Annotated in this window: 14 protein-coding genes; 11 read left to right on the forward strand and 3 right to left on the reverse strand. The window is 63.0% G+C overall.

Annotation, left to right across the window (positions count from 1 at the left end; translation table 11 throughout):
* The first annotated feature begins 192 nt into the window (after positions 1-192).
* On the forward strand, positions 193-813 hold the full coding sequence (locus CBM2594_RS26110; RefSeq protein ID WP_232346780.1) for a hypothetical protein: 621 nt from the start codon (positions 193-195) through the stop codon (positions 811-813).
* Positions 814-1025: 212 nt separating this feature from the next.
* Here CBM2594_RS26110 and CBM2594_RS26115 read toward each other — a convergent pair whose 3' ends face one another.
* On the reverse strand, positions 1026-1418 hold the full coding sequence (locus CBM2594_RS26115) for a hypothetical protein (RefSeq protein ID WP_116359799.1): 393 nt from the start codon (positions 1416-1418) through the stop codon (positions 1026-1028).
* 495 nt (positions 1419-1913) lie between these two features.
* Entirely contained in the window at positions 1914-2468 is a 555-nt protein-coding gene (locus CBM2594_RS26120; protein ID WP_147310447.1) for a hypothetical protein, read from the reverse strand.
* A gap of 387 nt (positions 2469-2855) precedes the next feature.
* Between CBM2594_RS26120 and CBM2594_RS26125 the strand changes: the two genes are divergently transcribed.
* From CBM2594_RS26125 to CBM2594_RS26155, 7 genes are all read left to right on the forward strand, one after another.
* Complete coding sequence (locus CBM2594_RS26125) at positions 2856-4886, forward strand: hypothetical protein (protein ID WP_198048231.1); 2031 nt, start codon at positions 2856-2858, stop codon at positions 4884-4886.
* A 3-nt stretch (positions 4887-4889) separates the two neighbouring features.
* On the forward strand, positions 4890-5870 hold the full coding sequence (locus CBM2594_RS26130; protein WP_116359801.1) for an ATP-binding protein: 981 nt from the start codon (positions 4890-4892) through the stop codon (positions 5868-5870).
* A 2-nt stretch (positions 5871-5872) separates the two neighbouring features.
* A complete protein-coding gene (locus tag CBM2594_RS26135; RefSeq protein WP_116359802.1) occupies positions 5873-7297 on the forward strand; it encodes a TniQ family protein in 1425 nt (474 codons plus the stop codon).
* 1556 nt (positions 7298-8853) lie between these two features.
* Positions 8854-9288 carry a hypothetical protein gene (locus CBM2594_RS26140; RefSeq protein WP_227311961.1) on the forward strand — a complete coding sequence of 145 codons (435 nt, stop codon included), beginning with the start codon at positions 8854-8856 and terminating at the stop codon, positions 9286-9288.
* Positions 9285-12248, forward strand: coding sequence for an HsdM family class I SAM-dependent methyltransferase (locus tag CBM2594_RS26145; RefSeq protein WP_116359805.1), 2964 nt, complete (start codon positions 9285-9287; stop codon positions 12246-12248). Before CBM2594_RS26140 ends, CBM2594_RS26145 begins: the two co-directional genes overlap by 4 nt.
* Positions 12245-12898 carry a hypothetical protein gene (locus CBM2594_RS26150; RefSeq protein WP_223819830.1) on the forward strand — a complete coding sequence of 218 codons (654 nt, stop codon included), beginning with the start codon at positions 12245-12247 and terminating at the stop codon, positions 12896-12898. The genes CBM2594_RS26145 and CBM2594_RS26150 overlap by 4 nt, the downstream gene beginning before the upstream one ends.
* A 37-nt stretch (positions 12899-12935) precedes the next feature.
* On the forward strand, positions 12936-13151 hold the full coding sequence (locus tag CBM2594_RS26155; RefSeq protein ID WP_116359806.1) for an AbrB/MazE/SpoVT family DNA-binding domain-containing protein: 216 nt from the start codon (positions 12936-12938) through the stop codon (positions 13149-13151).
* A 20-nt stretch (positions 13152-13171) separates the two neighbouring features.
* On the opposite strand, the gene CBM2594_RS26160 is transcribed toward CBM2594_RS26155, so the two are convergent.
* Positions 13172-14725, reverse strand: coding sequence for a sensor domain-containing diguanylate cyclase (locus tag CBM2594_RS26160; protein ID WP_223819832.1), 1554 nt, complete (start codon positions 14723-14725; stop codon positions 13172-13174).
* Between the two features lie 370 nt (positions 14726-15095).
* Here CBM2594_RS26160 and CBM2594_RS26165 point away from each other — a divergent pair, with 370 nt between their 5' ends.
* The 3 genes from CBM2594_RS26165 (at position 15096) to CBM2594_RS26175 (ending at position 16332) form a co-directional block, all read left to right on the forward strand.
* Positions 15096-15353 carry a hypothetical protein gene (locus tag CBM2594_RS26165; RefSeq protein ID WP_147310448.1) on the forward strand — a complete coding sequence of 86 codons (258 nt, stop codon included), beginning with the start codon at positions 15096-15098 and terminating at the stop codon, positions 15351-15353.
* Positions 15354-15647: 294 nt separating this feature from the next.
* A complete protein-coding gene (locus tag CBM2594_RS26170) occupies positions 15648-15932 on the forward strand; it encodes a hypothetical protein (protein ID WP_116359808.1) in 285 nt (94 codons plus the stop codon).
* A gap of 160 nt (positions 15933-16092) precedes the next feature.
* Positions 16093-16332, forward strand: coding sequence for an AbrB family transcriptional regulator (locus tag CBM2594_RS26175; RefSeq protein WP_116359809.1), 240 nt, complete (start codon positions 16093-16095; stop codon positions 16330-16332).
* Positions 16333-16816 lie beyond the last annotated feature (484 nt).

The raw sequence follows: 16816 nt of genomic DNA on the forward strand, positions 1-16816 counted from the left end.
GGCCATGACTGGCGGGCCGAAGAATCGACAGTTGACGCCTATCGATCTGGCGGCGTTTCCGGAGGACAACCAGGACAGGTACGGGCCGCGGCGTCCGTTCGAGCGATAATTTTCGTTACGACCAAAGTGTAACAGTAATTGAATATTCGTAACGCGTAACGTAAAATAGAATCATCAACACGGGAGCTGAATATGCGTGACGTAACGGATAATCGAACTGGCGAGCTGGAAGTGGGCGAGGCCAAGCGGGGTCGTGGCCGTCCGCGCAAGGCCAATGCGATGAGCAATGCCGAGCGCCAGGCTGCGTACCGCGCCCGTCGCCGCGCTGCCGTTACGGTAACGAAAAATCTTTCGGCCCCGCGGCTGATTGTTGACCAGGTCGATGCTTACGACGAGTGCCGCCTGGAGGTCGAGGCCCTTCGCGCTGAGCTGGCCGAAGCCCACGAGACAATCGACGAGTTGCAGCAGGCGCTGACCGATGAGCTGCAGCAGCGTCGGGAGCTGATCCAGGGCAACCAGGAAGCCTTTGCCAAGCTCGATAAGTTGCGCGCCGAGCTGGCCGCGGCGAAGAAGGGCGCCGCAAAATCCGTAACGCGTAACGAAAATCGGGAAACGCAGCTCTACGCTGAAATCAAACGGTCCAGCAAGTACTACGGCCAGACGGCGGCTGGTGAGCTATTCCGCGTGCGCATCTTGCCCGCTTTGCCCGGGGGCGAATACGTGGTGCAAGGTGGCCCCGGCGGGCAATATCGCCTCAAGGACGTTTGGCTCTGGGCGGTCGAGGACGAGGGCAAAAAGGTCCGCTTGAGCTGAATCCGTTACGTGCAAGGCGTAACGAAAATGGGCGACTAGCGTCAGGAGTGTCGGCGCGCTGGTCCGGCAGATAGATTGCATATGCATGGGCCTGTGCTCGTAGCCTGTCCGGCCTCTAAGGCCACTCCGCCGACCGAGTAGCGGGTCATGCGACATCGCTCATTTCGAGCTCGTGGCCGGCGGGCCAGCCACCCCTCTGCATGCCGGGCCTTTCAACAGCCCCGCGCTGCCATCTCCTCGTCGATCTGCATCAGCTGAGCACGGACGTTGTCCTGCTCCAATTTCCAGCCTGTGCGCCGCAGCTGATCCCCCAACATATTTCGGTCGACCTGCAGCCGCTGGCATCGAGCTGGCGAGTACGGTGTCGCCCGCGTCGTTTCCGTCATGGTGGTGCCGGTGGCTTGCCTGGCTGCGGGTGTGGGCACCGAGTAGGTGGACAGGTTGCCGCCCATGCTGGTGGTGATGTCGGTGTAGCCAGGCGGGCAGCTTTCCTGTGTGTAGAGAACGCTCTTTCCACTGCGGCACTTGGCGGCGTGCGCAGGCTGGCCGCTGAGGGTCGCGAGGACGATGGCTGCGAGTCCCCACAGGTGTACGATAGAGCGCATATCGCTGCCGTTTTTTCGTTACTGGTGGCGTAACAATAACATGTAGGGGTCAAGTGTCGGAGCAGGAGTTGCAGATGGTGGCGCGGGAGATCCGCCACCTGTACTGGTTCATTCGTACGCTGCGGCGTGGTCTGCAGGATGCGCCGAGGCGGCGCTACTACCGCAAGATCGCGGGGCAAAAAAAACGCCTGCTGGATGCAGGCGTATCGAAGCGAGAGGTGCTGGACTTGCTGGCGTGCTGCAGGTCAGCCCGGTGCCGGTTCCGTGCGTGCCTGGACTGCTCGCAGCCGTTGTTTTGCGTAATTTTGTTACTCACACACTGACGGCGTGACGCTGCTTGTCGCTTGCCTAGTAACAAATTTAGTTGAACAAACTTTGCAGAAAATTGTTACTCCGTTGAACGGTTCAACTTAAAGTGTTCTTTGGATGTACGGCGGCCATGTTACGTCTTCAGTCTGTCAGGTAGCGTGCGAAGGGGCGTGTCTCCCCGGCAGGTTATTCGTTTGCCAGTTTAAACGTGCCGTCGCCCCTCGCAATAATGCGTTCTGACCTGATCAGCGACGCCAGTCCTTCCAGAACATCGGCTACTTCCATCTCGAGCAGCTTGGCGATTTGGACCGCGTGCAACTTCTTGACGCTCGCACTGACGAGGTCGAGAATCTGGCCTTCGGGCCCCGACTCATGAGGTAGCCAGCTCAGCCGGCGGTGCTTGTCTGCGGTCCTGTCAATCTCAGGTTCCCGCTCTCTTTGCCGTGCAAGAAGTCGGTTCCGCATTTGCTCGTCTTCTTCGGCACTGGCGCGCTGTCTCTCGCGCTCTGCCGCAAGCCGCTGCGGACCTTGGGCAATAAAGGCGTCCATCACCTCGATCGGTCCCTTTCGGAAAGGCACTCCTCGAAATGCGCCGTGCTCATATAGCAGCTGTCGCAACCGTTCACATCGATACGATTCGCTCTCGCAGACGTCGGGTAGGTATTGCGCCTGTTGCTCCGCCGGTATGTCACGGTAGTAACGGCCACCAATCATGACGTAGCGCTCGATGAGGCGGAGCAACAGCTCTTCTCTGCTTAGTTCGTCGGGGCTTCCCATTTGAAAAGAGGGCTGGCTCATCGAGTTAAAAATTGTAACAAATCTGTGCAGAGATCGAGCGGGTAGGCGATGAACTGTGCGTATCCGCCCGGCACGACGCTCGCTTGCTGGTGTCCTGGGGAAGTTTGCCAGCCTCGCACGACTGTCCGGAAGAGGACCGCAGCGACGGTCGGCAGACGGGGCGGGAAAGGCTGTAGCAAGTTCACTACGGACTTCTCCTGTGAGACGCGCCGAGCCTGACTGCGTGTCAGCCCTGGCCCGATGCGTCGCTTGCATTCTCGTGCAAGCCTTCTATCGTTCAAACGTTTTCCTAGGCAATGTCGCCCGTCCTGCCAAGTCGAGGACCGGTTCATGGATCCAGGCAACGATGAACATTACGGCGGCGGGCGAGTCGTTCGTGGCCAACGCGTCGACACGTCGGGTTGGCCAACGCCAGACGAGGGCGCGCTCGACGATCCGCGGCGCGCCTTGTACTTTTCCAGAAAACACGCGGTCCAGCTTTATCTTTCCGGCGCCGACGCCCACACCATCAAGCGTCTGACCTCGTTCAGCGACAAGCAAGTTTATCGTTTGATTTCCGAGCGTTGTCTTCAGGCGCATCCCGATGGCCGGCCGTATGGGTGGCGTGGCTTGGTGCCGTGGCTAAGAGTACGGCCATACCGCCGCCGCACGAAAATCCGTGTCGACCGGTTCGGCGGCGGGGCAGCCGGAGCACTGCAAGCCACGCTGGATGCGCACCCGGAACTGCGCTTGTCGTTCGAATCTCGCATCCGCTCCAGCCCATCGTCCAAACGGTTATCCGAGGCCAGGCGATCGCCCCGACGGCATTGGCTGTGGTTTCTTGACCAACTGCGCGAGCGCGGCTATGAGGCACGCGGCGACTGGCCGTTCAATACATCGACTCGCGCTTACTTTACGATCTGTCGCTTCGTTGAACAGGTGCTGTCCTCGGATCCGAAATCGCTCGCGGCCAGCATCGGGGGAGCCGATCTGGTGCGCAAGCTCAAGGCCGGCGATGGGTCCGGCCGGCCCGCGCTGCGGTTCATGCAGCGGGTCGAAATGGACGCGCACAAACTGGACGGTCGTTTCTGCGTGTCGCTGCCGCTCGCCGGCGGGGGCTTCACGGAGAAGATCGTGCACCGGCTCTGGGTGATTGTGATCCTCGAAGTGGTTTCGCGCGCGGTGGTTGGCTATTACTTCAGCACCGGGCGAGAAGTCTCCAAAGACGATGTGCTGCGGGCGATCAAGACCGGACTGAGCCGGCCGAAGCTGCGTCCCGTGACCTTTTCCGCCACCCCATACTTGCCTGATGCAGGGCTGCTTGGCTCGCTCGGCGAGGAATTTGTGGGGCTGTGTTGGGATGAAACCAGCGTCGACGGCGCACTGGCGGAAACCTGCCAGCACGTTCGCGCTGCGCTCCAACAGGCCGTGGGTTCGACCCTGCTGGAGCCGCGCAATTCGTTCGCGGCACGACGAAGCAAAGACGATCGCCCGTTCATTGAGTCGTTTTTCCGCAACCTCGCCGGACGTGGCTTTCAGCGCTTGACCAACACGACCGGGGCTAAGCCGCAAGATCGGCAGGGCCGTGAGCCAGACGGCGTGGCGCTGGCCAGCCGCTTCCAGTACGAATATGCCGAAGAGCTGTTGGGCGTGCTGATCGCCAACTATAACGCTACCCCTCACCGCGGCATTGGCAACCGGACGCCCTTGCAGTATGCGGCCTTCCTGCATCGGCATGGCGGCGAGACGTGGCGCCGGGTGGATGCCGCCGCCATGCAAGGCTTGTTTAGCGTGAGAAGGCGTTGTGTGGTCAGGGGCGGCGCGGCGGTGGGGCGGGCACCGTACGTGAACTTCCATTATGGCCGCTACAGCAACGAGGTACTGCACAACCGGCAGGATCTGGTGGGCACCGAGATCTGGGTGATCTGCCATGAAGAGGACGATTGCCGCGTTGCGCTGGCCTCAACGCTCGATGGTGTGCCGTTGGGGGTGCTGCGCGCAGCGCCGCCATGGCACTTATCGCCGCATAGCCTGGCGGTACGCGCGGCCATCTGCCGCGCTTGTGCCAGAGGCCAGTTTGCGATTTCCCCCGGCGGCGATGCGATCGAAGCCTTCATCCAGTACGTCGAGATGCAGCCGCACAAGAAGCTCCCGGTTCATCCGGCGTACCTGGAAGCCAGGCGCATCCTGGCGGCCGCCTCCCAGCTTTCCATTGGTGCCGTGATGCTCGATGCCGCACTGGAGCGCGGTCGCGGCGGGTCATCCCGAGGTGGACAGGCGCCCGAGGTCGCGCCGGCCGTGACACGGGCTGACACAACCGGTGACCTGGGCACGGATCGGAAGGGTGAGCTTCCCCCGCGGCGCATGGCGCGAACGGAGTAGAACGTGTCGTTCTCGCTGCCTGAGCGCATCGATCCGCGTCACTGCATTGTGACCAAGCAGTATGCGGTCTACACGCCGCCGATGCATGCCATGATCGAGCAGATGGGCGAATGGATCGATCAGCAGCGCCCGGGCGGCTATATCTATGGGGCGTCGCGGCTCGGCAAGTCGCGTTGCGTGCAGTGGTATGTCGGCAAGGTGCTGGAGGAACGATTTAGCGCAGTCGTGCCCCTGGTGGTATGGAGCCGACGCCCCGACAGTCATTCCAACGAAGCGGCGTTCTGGCATCAGATTCTGATGGCGTCGCACTTCGAGTTCGTCAACCCGGCCAAGGTGCCCAAGCGGGTCGAGGCGGCCTATCTCTGTCGGCAACGCTTCATTGCCATCGCCAACAATGCGTGTCGCAACTATGTCGTCTTGTTGATTGACGAAGCGCAGGATTTGACGCTGCGCGAGTGGAAGTGGCTGGTGGGCCTGCAGAACGATCTCGATTACGACGGTTACCTGCTCAGCGTCTTCTCGGTCGGCACGCATCAGTTGAACTATCGCCATGAATACATGGCCAGCACCGGCAACGCGCACGTGGCCGCCCGCTTCATGGCAGCCCATGCGCGCTTTCACGGTCTGCGCTCGGTGCGGGAGGTCGAGTATGTGCTGAACGGCTATGACGTCGACTCCGAATGGCCGGTCGACAGCGGGGTGCCGTTTCTGGCGTATTTTGCGCCAGAGGACTTTGCCCGCGGGCGCCGGCTGGCCGGCAGCGCCAAGCTTCTCTGGAACGCCCTGGTCGAGTTGTCACCGCAGCAGGCGCGACGGCGGCATGAGTTTCCGATGCAACACGTTGCCAAGGCGACCGAGAGCGTGCTGTTCCAACTGGCCCGCGGCATGGACTGGGACGAGGCGACCTGCTACGAGAATTGGCTCAGAGAATTGGCCAAGACCAATTTCTCTGACCACATGAGAATCATCGCCGCGGGCAGTTAGCAGTGGCGGGCTATCCCTCGGTCAACTGGTGGCCACACAATCTGCGCCCCTACGAGTCGGCGCTGTCGTTCGTCGCCAGGTTTTGTGCGCTCAATGGCGTCCCCGTGCGGGCCGGCACCGCGTTCCTGGGCGTCGAACCGCGCCATCTGGGGTTCGCCTCCGATGATGACGTCGCGCGGGTGTCTTCGCTCTTGGGCGAGGACCCGGCTCGGTTGGCCGATGTCCTCCAGCACGCGCTCAATTTTCGTCAGTGCGGCACCTATGCGCCCCCTGCGGCTTACAGTCAGGGGCCGAGCGTCCGGTATTGCGCAGCCTGTGCGCAACAGGGCTATCACAGTTACCTGCATGAGGTGCCCTGGCTAACCAAGTGCCCCATCCACCTGACGGCGCTGACCACCGTACCGGCCAACCGGACCGGGAACATAGGCGAGCGCCGCCTGGGGGCGTTCAAGCGCCTGATGCAGGGGCATTGCGCCGCTTGGCCGCACTTCGCCCCGGACGGATTTCCGACGCGCGAGCCCGGGGCGCTGCTGACCTTGGCAGCGTGGGTGCACGACGCGTGCGACGCTTCCAAGCGGATGCAGGCAGGCGAGTTGTGGCGGTCCGAGGCAGGGACGCATCGTGGCGCAGTCACGATGACGCAGGCCCTTGGCCAGCTGCATACGCTTGCCCCCCTGCCCACCGAGCTCGAGCCACTGCTTGCCGACCGCGGTGGCGCGTGGGTCGTCCATCAGGCGCGCTTTCCGCGCGCAGTCAGTCGCGAGCTGGCGCGTCTTGGCGAACGTGGCTTGCGGTTTGACTCTTTGTTTGCGTTCTACAAGGACAGCGGCGATACGTCCGAAGGCTCGCCAGCGTGGTACTGCCAGGCCGTTCAGCAGCAGATCCGGCAGCGCCATGGCACCTGCGGGTGTCGGTGGGAGCGCGTCAACGCCGGGTTCGGCGCGTTCTGTTGGATCCAGACCCAGCCTGATGAGTTGGGACAAGAGCCGTTGCAATGCCCGTTTGAAGTGGCGGTGCAGGACCTGGAGCTGGACTGGGGAAGCCAGGGCAGGGCGCTGCCGTCGCGGCTCGCGCAGCAAGAGATGTATCGCTTTCTGAAGGAATCGCACGCGATGCGCGATGCTGGCGTGCTCTCCTATAAGGAGGGAGCGCAGGTGTCCCCGGACGGTTATCTTTACCTCATGCAACGGGTATGGCCCTGCTGCGAATGGAATCGGGACTCCCCTTTGCTTGACCTGTTCCGGACTGCCGCGCGCTGGGAGATCGATAGCGAGCATCGCGCCATCACGCGCTGGTTGGACGATATTGAAGCCGGCAGCCACCCTTCCCACCGCCAGGATCCCCTCTACTGTGTGCGCTTGCGCAGCGATGAACAGGGAGCGTCGCTTCTGCATTGGCGATCGGCCGACCACCAGTCTCGAGGGTGAGGGGCGGCGCTGGCGGGCCGGGCGCACGAGGGACCGCCGGCGGCCGTCAACCGTCTACGGTCCCGAAATCAGGGCACCACCGGGCCGGCAGCTATCCGTTGGGCATCGTGGTCGCGTTTTGCGGATGTTCTGGGTCAGTCGGCCGTAGCGAGTAGGCTGGTGCGACCAGGGATGAAGCGCACCGATCGGCTGCCGATACGGTGAGGCGACAAAAAGCCCGCCTGTGACGGCAGGCGGGCTAAGACGGTCGACGCGGAGGTGCCTTGCCGCGCCGTTCCAGCTGCAGGGCACTGGCGGCAGCGCGGTCGCGGCGCGCGATCTGCACCGCTACGAGTGACGCCGGGCTGGCGAGGCGGCGCCCTGTTTCAATCAGCCCACCATACAAACCACAAGCGCGCGTCGCCTCAGCCATCGAATAGTGATGGCCATCAATCAACGCAAGGCGCACTTGGTCGCCATAGCGTATGCGCGAGCCATCCACGGGTTTCATGCATCGATTGTATAGCAGCCTGGAAGAGGAGCCGCTGTGCCCGCGGTGGCCGGCAGCCATCAGGGCCGGCGTCTGCTCGGTGAATGGGGCTGGGCAGACGCCGTTTGATGGCCGGAGGTCTGCCGTTCCTGGCCCACGGCCGGGCCGAAATCCACTTCACCGTGGCGGTTTTCAGGTGTGATGCCGGTGATCAGAGCCTCTACGTCATACTCATCCCTGGCCGCTTCCACGATCTCGGCCGGGAGCCGGAGCGAGGCGCCCTTGCCCGACTTCCGTATTCTTGTTCGCATCCGATGCTCCCGACGTTGCCACCCCGTCGATACTATACCGTGCCCCCGTTGCCAAGCGGGGCAAGCGCGCTCATGCCGTCAGCGGCAATCCCGGCCTCCGGTGGGCTTAGCAAGGGGTTACGCCACTGTACCCAGCGCCGGGCTGCCGTCAGGCGAAATCAGGCGCCGGCTCAGCTCCAGGAATTTATCGCTCGGCTGCAGGCGCCCTTGAAACGGCCGGCTGATATACAGCCCGGCGTAATCCCAGTGGCGCGCCTGAAAAGTAATCGCGATGTGCGACGTAGAGCGACTTGACGGCCACTGCTGCGAGTCAAAGCGCAAGTTTGCCTTGCGCATCGCTGACGAACAATGATCCCGTGTCCTGGGCATTGATGGCGAAGTCGAAGAGGGCGCGCTCCCGCAGGAGGCGGGCAGCGACACGACAGCGGGTTCCTGCAACGAAGTTGCGACGCCGGCGATCGCAAGTCATGCACCTGCAGGGTGCGGGAGATGCTGCGCTCGAGCGTCAGCGCAAGATTGCCCCCGGTCTCCAAGGAAACCAGCAGAGCGAGGGTGACCGCGCCGTCGAAGACCAAGCCGGCCGTGTCAAGCGCCGGCTGTGGCCTAGTAGATGTCTTGTCATTCCAGCGTCGCCCGCATGGAACTCCGTCGTGCCGCGATTGTTATCGCAGTATGCCGTTGCCTCAAACGGAAGTACATGGGAGAATCAACGCATATTTATGTTGTTAGCAACGCGAATGCCGACTGTTACCGCTATTCAGTTCACGCAGGATCAAATGCGTACCCTCACCGGGGTGTCGACGGAAACCGTCAGGCATTGGCGCAAGGCCATCCCCTACCTCGCTTCGAAGACGGGGAAAGCGGCCCGCTTTAGCTTCGCCGACTTGCTCGGTTTGTCCGTCACCCAGGCGTTGGTTAGTTCATTGGGCGTTCACATCGGTTCGGTCAGTGTCGGTGTGGATGCGTTGTTCCGGGTGCTCGCCGCAAGCGCGCCACTGATGGAAGGCGCCATCGTGCTGGTCACACCGACCACGGCCAGCCTGCATGGGGCCGATTCGTGGAGCGGCAAAGACGTACTGACGGAACCGACACTGGTGGTTGCGCTCGATCCGTTGATTGCCCGCTTGCAACAACAGGTGTTGCCCGCGATGAGCGCGCCGGCGCAAGCTGCGCTTCCCTTTCCACCCGAAGCCGTACGGAGCCGGGCGTGATATCGGCAACGCTAGAGCACGTTCTTGCGGCAACGGGTTTTCTTCCCGACGGACAACCCGCAGCCGGCCTGCGACTGGGCCGCGATGCCCAGGCTTCCCGGCGCGGCCGCGCCTTCGTGCCGGATGCATCATGGCGTAGCGCCTCGGCGCTGACGGTCTACTTCAAGTTCGAGGCGACTCCCCCGACCGATGACGTTGTCAGCCAATGGCGGCGTGAAGTATGGAACGAAGGATTTTCGCCACTGCTGTGGGTCGTTTCCCCCCAGCGCATCGACTTGTACAACGGCTTTGGTACCCCGCTGCAGGAGGGCGACGCGCAAAAGCACTTGATCGGGCGCTTCGAAACGATCGAAGACTCCCTGCATCGACTGGACGAACTGGCCGGGCGACTGGCGATCGAAACCGGTCAGTTCTGGGCGCAAGTACCGGCGGTGGATCGCAAGACCGGTGTCGACCAGAAGCTGCTTTCGGACCTGGCCTTTCTCGAACGGGATTTGGTCGCCGGCAATCTGGTACGCAGCGCGGCGCAAGCGCTGATCGGACGGGTGATCTTTACCCAATACCTGATTGACCGCGGCATCGTCAGTGCCGCGCGCCTGCGGCGCGTGTGCGGCTACACGGCGCTGCCGGCGATTCTGCGCGACCGCAGTGCTACAACCAAGCTGTTTCAGTGGTTGGCGCAAACCTTTAACGGGGACATGTTCCCGCCGTCGTCGGTGAGAACGACGCCGGCCGCTCAGCATTTGCAGCGCGTCGCCGAGTTCCTCGAAGCGGTCGATCCGCAAACTGGCCAGCTTACATTCTTCCCGTATCAGTTCGACGTCATCCCGGTCGAACTGATCAGTTCGATTTATGAACAGTTCGCGCATGCCGATCCGGACGCGAACGGGCAGAAATCGGAGGCATTGCGCAACGGCGTGCACTACACGCGCCTGTCAGTCGTGTCGCTGATTCTCGACGAGGTCATGGATGGCCTGACGGGACGGGAATCGGTGCTCGATCTGACCTGCGGGTCAGGGGTCTTCCTAGTCGAAGCACTGCGGCGCCTAGTGTATCTGCGCGCCGGTGGCAAACCGCCCACGCGGGAGTTGATTCGCTCCACCCTCTATGGACAAGTGCATGGTGTGGACATCAGCGAAGCCGCGATCCGGGTGGCCGCCTTCAGCCTGTACCTGGCCGCGCTCGAACTCGATCCGGATCCGCAGCCATCACAGTCGCTCAAATTCGAGCCGTTGATTGGCAGAACGTTGCTCGTGGGCGATGCCAGGACCATCGAACGGCAAGGCGACGGCAAGGCGGTGCTAACCACGTCGACGGGGCTCAGGCAGTTCGACCTGATTGTTGGCAATCCCCCCTGGAGCTTCAAGGGACAATCCGGTACGCAGGCACGGCGCCAAGCGATGACCACCGGGGTACCCACGCAGCCGCGGGGAGAGGGCCTGGACTTTGTACTGCGGGCGGCCGAGTTTTCGCATGCGCAGACTCGCTTTGGCGTGATTCTGAGCGCCACGCCGTTCTTCAGCCGCAGTGGCACGGGAATGAAGGCGGCCCACCATGTCATGCGCATGCTGGCGCCGGTGACGCTGGTCAATTTATCGAACTTGTGCAGCTGGCTGTTCGCCACCGCCACGATGCCGGCAGTGGTGCTTTTCGCCCGTCATCGGTCCGAGCAGCGGGCCGATCAGATCACCGTCGTGCAGATTCCATGGACACCCAGCGGCGCGAAAACTCATTCGTTCGAAGTCGCTCCAAGTGACATCCTCAAGCTCACCCTAGGTGAAATCGAAAAGCAGCCCCTGAAGCTCAAAGCGGCCGCGGTGGGGCGTCGCCGGGATCTGATGTTGCTCGATGAGCTGACGATGACGCATGGCAGTCTGGGGGAGCGGCTTGCCGTCCTGAATGCCAAATTCCGAGATGGGCTGACCCAAGGCAAACGGGAAAACTGGACGCTCGATGCCAGCGAGCTCAACGGATTGGGGCTGCTGCAGACCCGTGATATGCGGCACTTCCAGATTGCCGACGGTCTTGCGAGATACCACCATGCCAAGGCGCAACGACCGCGCGCACGCCAAATCTATCGGGCGCCCCTGCTGATCGTCAAGGAGATGCTGCTCGCTCAGCCAAGGGCGATCGTGGCGGTGGCTGAACAGGATCTGATCTTCACCGACGCATTTTTCGCAGCGTCATTGCCTGCGCGCCAGAAGCCGGTGGCCGATCTGCTCGCCATGATTCTGAGTTCCGCATTGGCTTCGTGGTTCTTCGGCCTGACTGCTTCCGAGTTCGGCGTCTACAAGCGAAAGCTGCTGATTCGAGACGTTGAGATGCTGCCGGTGCCGGAGCTCTCGTCCGCCGTCAGTTCGGCCGCAGGCCAGCGGCTTCTGGTGCTCGCACGGGCATTGCGCGAACGCGAAGTCCAGGCCGAAGACTGGAAGGCCTTGGATGATGCCGTGTTCGATTTGTATGAGCTAGGGCAGGCCGACCGCGTAGTGATCCAAGACGGACTATTGCGTGCGGGCTGGCAATGGGAGCAGGGGCGTGAAGCCGCCATGGCGCCATCGGACAGTAACGTGGAAGTGACCTCGTATGCAGGGACCTTCCTGTCCGTCATGGACGCGTGGCTTTCTGTGCGCAAGAAGCGGCATATGCGCGCAGAGATTATCGATCTGCCGAAGGAGGCCGCGCTTCGCGTCGTGCGCTTCATTTTGGAGGAGGGGCCGGGAAAGAGCAGCGTGTCCATGATCCGTCCGGGCGGGAAGTTGCGCGACGTGCTGGCGGGAATCGGCAATCGTCTGCAAGTGAAAATTGCCACGGCAGTCAGTGCCGAGCGAGAACTGCGCGTGCACGGGCGCAACGAGGTGGTCATCATCAAGCCGGCAGCGCGCCGTCACTGGATGGACATTGCCGCATTGGAGGATGCCGATGCCGTTGTGGCGGAGAGTTTTGTAGGGGGGCGCGCTTGAGGATTCCTTATGAGACGTCATCGGCCCTTGGCAGGCAGTTCATCGAACTGGCTCCCGAGGTGGTGGCTGCTATCTTGGTGACGGTGGCAGCAGGTTGGCAGCACGCGTGTGCGGCCGCAGACGTGAACACCGACGCAGGTGAGGTACTGATGACCGAGCGCTTGCGCGATGGCATGCGCCATGCACTGAAGAACTCGCCCTTGCAGTTGGTCGTGCTGCCGGGCACCGAGTCGCGCTCGACGCCCAGCGTGGTGCTGCCGGATGGGCGCACCGACATTCCGCTGGTTTTAATCGAAGTGTTCTTGCGCACGCAGGAGCACGATCCCCATGCCATCATCGAATGCAAGCGGATCGCCGGATCGAATACGCATTTGTGTCGCGAGTACGTGATCGAAGGCGTCGATCGATTCGCTGCCGGCAAGTATGGTGGGAACCACGCGGTCGGTTTCATGGTTGGCTATGTGCTCTCGGGCACCTGTGCAGCGGCGGTGCGCGGCGTCAACGCCTACTTGTCCCGTGTCTCGCGCCACGCGGACCGCCTAGCGCCAGCCATGATCATTGAGGGGCAAACGTGGCAAAGTCGGCATGCGCGAACCCCGCCATCCGAGGCCATCGCCCTACACCACGCGTTTTTGCCCCTGGACCATTGAAGTAAAACGCGGCGAGAGCCTGTGAGGGAGGAAAGAAGTGGGGAATAGCGCATCAGTGCGCATCCCGGCCGCGATCATGGAAGCGGCTAACTTGCGCGTGAATGCGGCCGTTGACGTACGCGGAGAGCACATTGTCATCGAGCCGCTGCGCGAGGCGCAGTACGACCTCGATGGGCTGCAAGCTGGCATCACGCCTGAGAATTTCCATGGGGAGGTGGATTTCGGCCCGCCCATCGGCAAGGAGCCTCCCTGATGGGTGCGGCCACTAGCCGATCATGCTGGTGAATCGGCAGCGCGCAAGCTCAACACGCGGTTGCGGCCGGCGCGCTTGGCCCGGTACAACGCCTCGTCGGCTGCACGAAAGAACGCCCGCAGGTCCGGATAGACGGGCGATGCGCTACCATTGCCTTCAGTCACCACGCCAACGCTGACGCTGATTCGGCCAAAGGGGCTTCCCGCGTTCTCTATGCCGAGCGCAAGCACCGACGCCCGTACGGCTTCTGCGATGGCCGCTGCGCGCGCCGCGTCAGTGCCGGGCAGCAACACGGCAAATTCCTCCCCGCCATAGCGGCCCGCGTAGTCGCCCGCACGGCGCAACTGCTGGCGAACGCATTTGCCCACGGCGGCGAGCGCATCATCGCCAGCCACATGGCCGTAGCGGTCGTTGAACTGCTTGAAATAGTCCACGTCGATCATCAACAGCGACAGCGGCCGCACCTCGCGCCGGCTGCGGCGCCATTCGCGGTCGGCGATTTCATCCAGGGCGCGGCGGCTGCCCAGGCCGGTCAAGCCGTCAGTGTCCGCCAGCCAGCGCAGGTGCGCTTCGACCGCGAGGCGTCGCCGCCATTGCCGTGCCAGCGAGATGGCCAGTGTCACGATGGCCAGGTTCATCGCCATCACCAGCCCGGCAAACCACCACGCTCGCGTGCGCCAGACGGCCAGCACGTCGTCCATCGCACGCCCCACCACAATCGTCAGCGGAAAACCATCGACCCGGCGGAAGCTGTACAGGCGCCGTATGCCGTCGACTGTGCCTGCCGCAATCAGTTCGCCATGCGGTTCACGAAGCATGGGGGCAAACGCGGGCGTGGTCGGCACCGTGCGGCCGATCAGGCTGGCATCCAGGGGCCGGCGCATGAGGATGGTGCCGTCATGGCGCATCAACGCCAGCGCGCCGCCTTCGCCCAGGGCCACGCCAGCGAACAGCTTGCGGAAATACTCCAGCCGCAGCGTGCTGGCCACGATGCCCGCGAATTGGCCGTCGGGGCCCGGCACGCGCAGACTCAGTGCGATCGATGTCGGGTTGTCGGGGACTAAGCGAGGCTGGAACGGCCGGCTCAAGTAGACCGCGGACTGCCCCAGGTCTCGTTGCGCGATGAAGTAGTCGCGATCGGCCAGGTTCACCGCGCGCGGCGGCCAGTGCCGGGAATCGAGGATCAGGCGCCCTTGTGCGTCGGCCACCAGCAGTGCGCCGATGTCTTCGCCTTCGTTGAACGCACCGAACAGCACGCGCTGGCGCAGCGACGGGGCCAACGCCATGACGGCCGGATTGCGCATGGCATCGAGCGCATGGCGCATCGAGGCCTCGTGCAACTGGAGGTTGCGCGCGATGCTGCGCTCCAGAGTCAAAGCAAGATTGGCTGACGCCTCCCGGGCGCTGGCGAGCGCGTCCCGGCGCATCTGCAGGAGTGCGGTGGCTGTCAGCGCCGTGATCGCGGCCACCAGCATCAAGGCAAGCGGGACCATCAACGCGGCCGGCGAAAAGCGGGCAGCCGTCATCGGCTGCGGCGGCAAGGGGGCAATGGCGGTGTCTGGAGCTGAGGTCATCGTTGTCGTCCGCGGGTTGCCCATTCGCTACACCGTAGCCATGGGCGGCAAATCCACGCTCGCTCGTCGGATTGGCGTTGTGCCTTCGCGCTCGCCAGGTAGCGCTCGAGCAGGGCGATACGGGCATGCAAGCGCCACAGCACGCTGTTCGCATGCGCCACACAAATGCGGCCAGGGCGCCAGCGTTGCCTGAATAGGCGACGGCGTTGTGCGGCCGCCTGCGTGTGCAGCAGGAGCAGAGTTGCCTCAAGTCGGGCCAGATTCATTGCGCGGGACAGTGTGGTTTTCCCGACGCCGATTATGTACCGTCTCTGGCACTTTATGGCGACTGGACTCTACAATCGCTGCCGTGCCCACTTTCATGTGTGCGATGACCGACCGAGCCGACGACCCGTTGATTGCCGCCCTCTACCATGTACCAGAAGGCTGGATGGTGGCGGAAGTACAAGGCAGCCGGGTCTTGCAACTGGGCCCGTTGCCCACCGAACCGATGCCGACCGATCTGATCGCGGCGATATTTCCCGACGCCCCGGTGTTGCACCTGGAGCCAGCGCCGGCGCCGTTGGAGGACGCCGTGCTGCTGCAGCGCCTGACAGCACACTCAGGCCCCTTTTCGGACCGTCGCTAGCGCGCCGTGTTCACCGGACGATCGATTTCGCCGGATTCCCGACCCGGCGTAGCGCCCGCTGCGGCGGGCGTCTTTTTCAGCGGTGGTGTTCGGTCAAGGCCGAGGACTGCCATGACTAGATACAAATAAGACATGACCCAGCGCCCTCACGGCTCGCCCACAGGATGCCTCCATCGTCAACGTTTCGGCGGGGCATAATGGCGCGCAACGCCGGATTCTTCCCGTTATGCGCGGTGCCGGACCAGGGCGTGGCGTGGCGTTACGACATTTCCCTATAATCAACCAGGACATCAAGTGGCCGAAGACAACAATGACGCGAGCGCACAGCAGCGGGCCGAAGACGCCGCGGCGCAAAACCGCTCGTTGACCATTCCTGTTGATGGGCCGTTGAGCGTGACGCTGAAAGGTGACCGCGTCGACATCAATATCGTCATGGGCGTCTCTGGCCAGGTGGAGGGGCTGCCCACCGTGTTGAGCTTGACGCCGCAGGCCTCAGGCCAATTGATTGGCTGCATCAAAAAGGCGCTCGATGAGGGGCTGATGACGTTCACCTTAGGCGGAGCTACCCCACTGCAGTGAACCGGGCGCGGCCGTGCACGGCTTGGCTGGATCGCTGAGACTCTGTTACCTTCTTCGCCTTAGGTGCGTCGCGGGCTGCCGTCACCGGCGAAGCAGCTGCCGGTTATTGTGCGCAGCGCTAAGCCCGGTCGCTTGCAACGTGACGACCGTCGGAGGAAAAATGGCCATCACGAGAGCCTTCAAGTATGGCGACGCGTTCGCGGTTTGTATTCCGGCCGCGCTTGCATACGAGGATACGGATATCGAACTGGAGATCGAGCGCATCGGCGACGAATTGCGGATCCGACCTGCACGGCGCTCGCTTGCCGGTGTCGTGCAGAAGTTCGCCAGTTTTTCCCCTGACGGATTGCCATACGAACGCGACGACCAGGAGCAGGCCGATCGCCAAGCCCCGTCATGACGGCCTTGAGCTGGCGCAAAAAAAAGCGCGAGCTTTCTGGGAGCGTCGCGCCAATGTCCGCATTGGGGTGCGGGCGGGGGAATTCTGCCATCGAATGGAGCCGTCAGCAATCCTAGTGGGCGCTGCAGTCCGTGAGCCCACGGGCTTGGCCAAAGACCCAGTCGACAAGTGCGCCAAAGGGCCAGTCGGCATTCTTATTTTGCCTTCGGTCGAGCCGCACGCGGGACACGCAATGCGATCACCGGCTCGAGCGGCAAGATTTGCTCGCACGCTCCTCAGTCGAACACAAAATCGGTCATCTGCATTCTCCCCGATGTGCCACTGCTTGAATCGGGCCGCATTGCGTCGCTAACCCAGTTCCACGCGCGGTCCTACAGCAATGCCCGCCGGGTTGCACCTACATCGAGCTTGGCCATCCGGCTGGCGACCTTGCCTACCGACACGCCGTTGCACCGAGCGGTTTCGATGAGCCGCTGGTGGCGCG

The organism is Cupriavidus taiwanensis (assembly GCF_900249755.1).
Classification (GTDB): domain Bacteria; phylum Pseudomonadota; class Gammaproteobacteria; order Burkholderiales; family Burkholderiaceae; genus Cupriavidus; species Cupriavidus taiwanensis_D.

Coding starts and splice junctions, on each gene's coding strand:
- CBM2594_RS26140 (WP_227311961.1), top strand. CDS start 8,854: ATGCGTACCCTCACCGGGGTGTCGACGGAAACCGTCAGGCATTGGCGC.
- CBM2594_RS26125 (WP_198048231.1), top strand. CDS start 2,856: ATGGATCCAGGCAACGATGAACATTACGGCGGCGGGCGAGTCGTTCGT.
- CBM2594_RS26110 (WP_232346780.1), top strand. CDS start 193: ATGCGTGACGTAACGGATAATCGAACTGGCGAGCTGGAAGTGGGCGAG.
- CBM2594_RS26160 (WP_223819832.1), bottom strand. CDS start 14,725: ATGACCTCAGCTCCAGACACCGCCATTGCCCCCTTGCCGCCGCAGCCG.
- CBM2594_RS26115 (WP_116359799.1), bottom strand. CDS start 1,418: ATGCGCTCTATCGTACACCTGTGGGGACTCGCAGCCATCGTCCTCGCG.
- CBM2594_RS26165 (WP_147310448.1), top strand. CDS start 15,096: ATGACCGACCGAGCCGACGACCCGTTGATTGCCGCCCTCTACCATGTA.
- CBM2594_RS26175 (WP_116359809.1), top strand. CDS start 16,093: ATGGCCATCACGAGAGCCTTCAAGTATGGCGACGCGTTCGCGGTTTGT.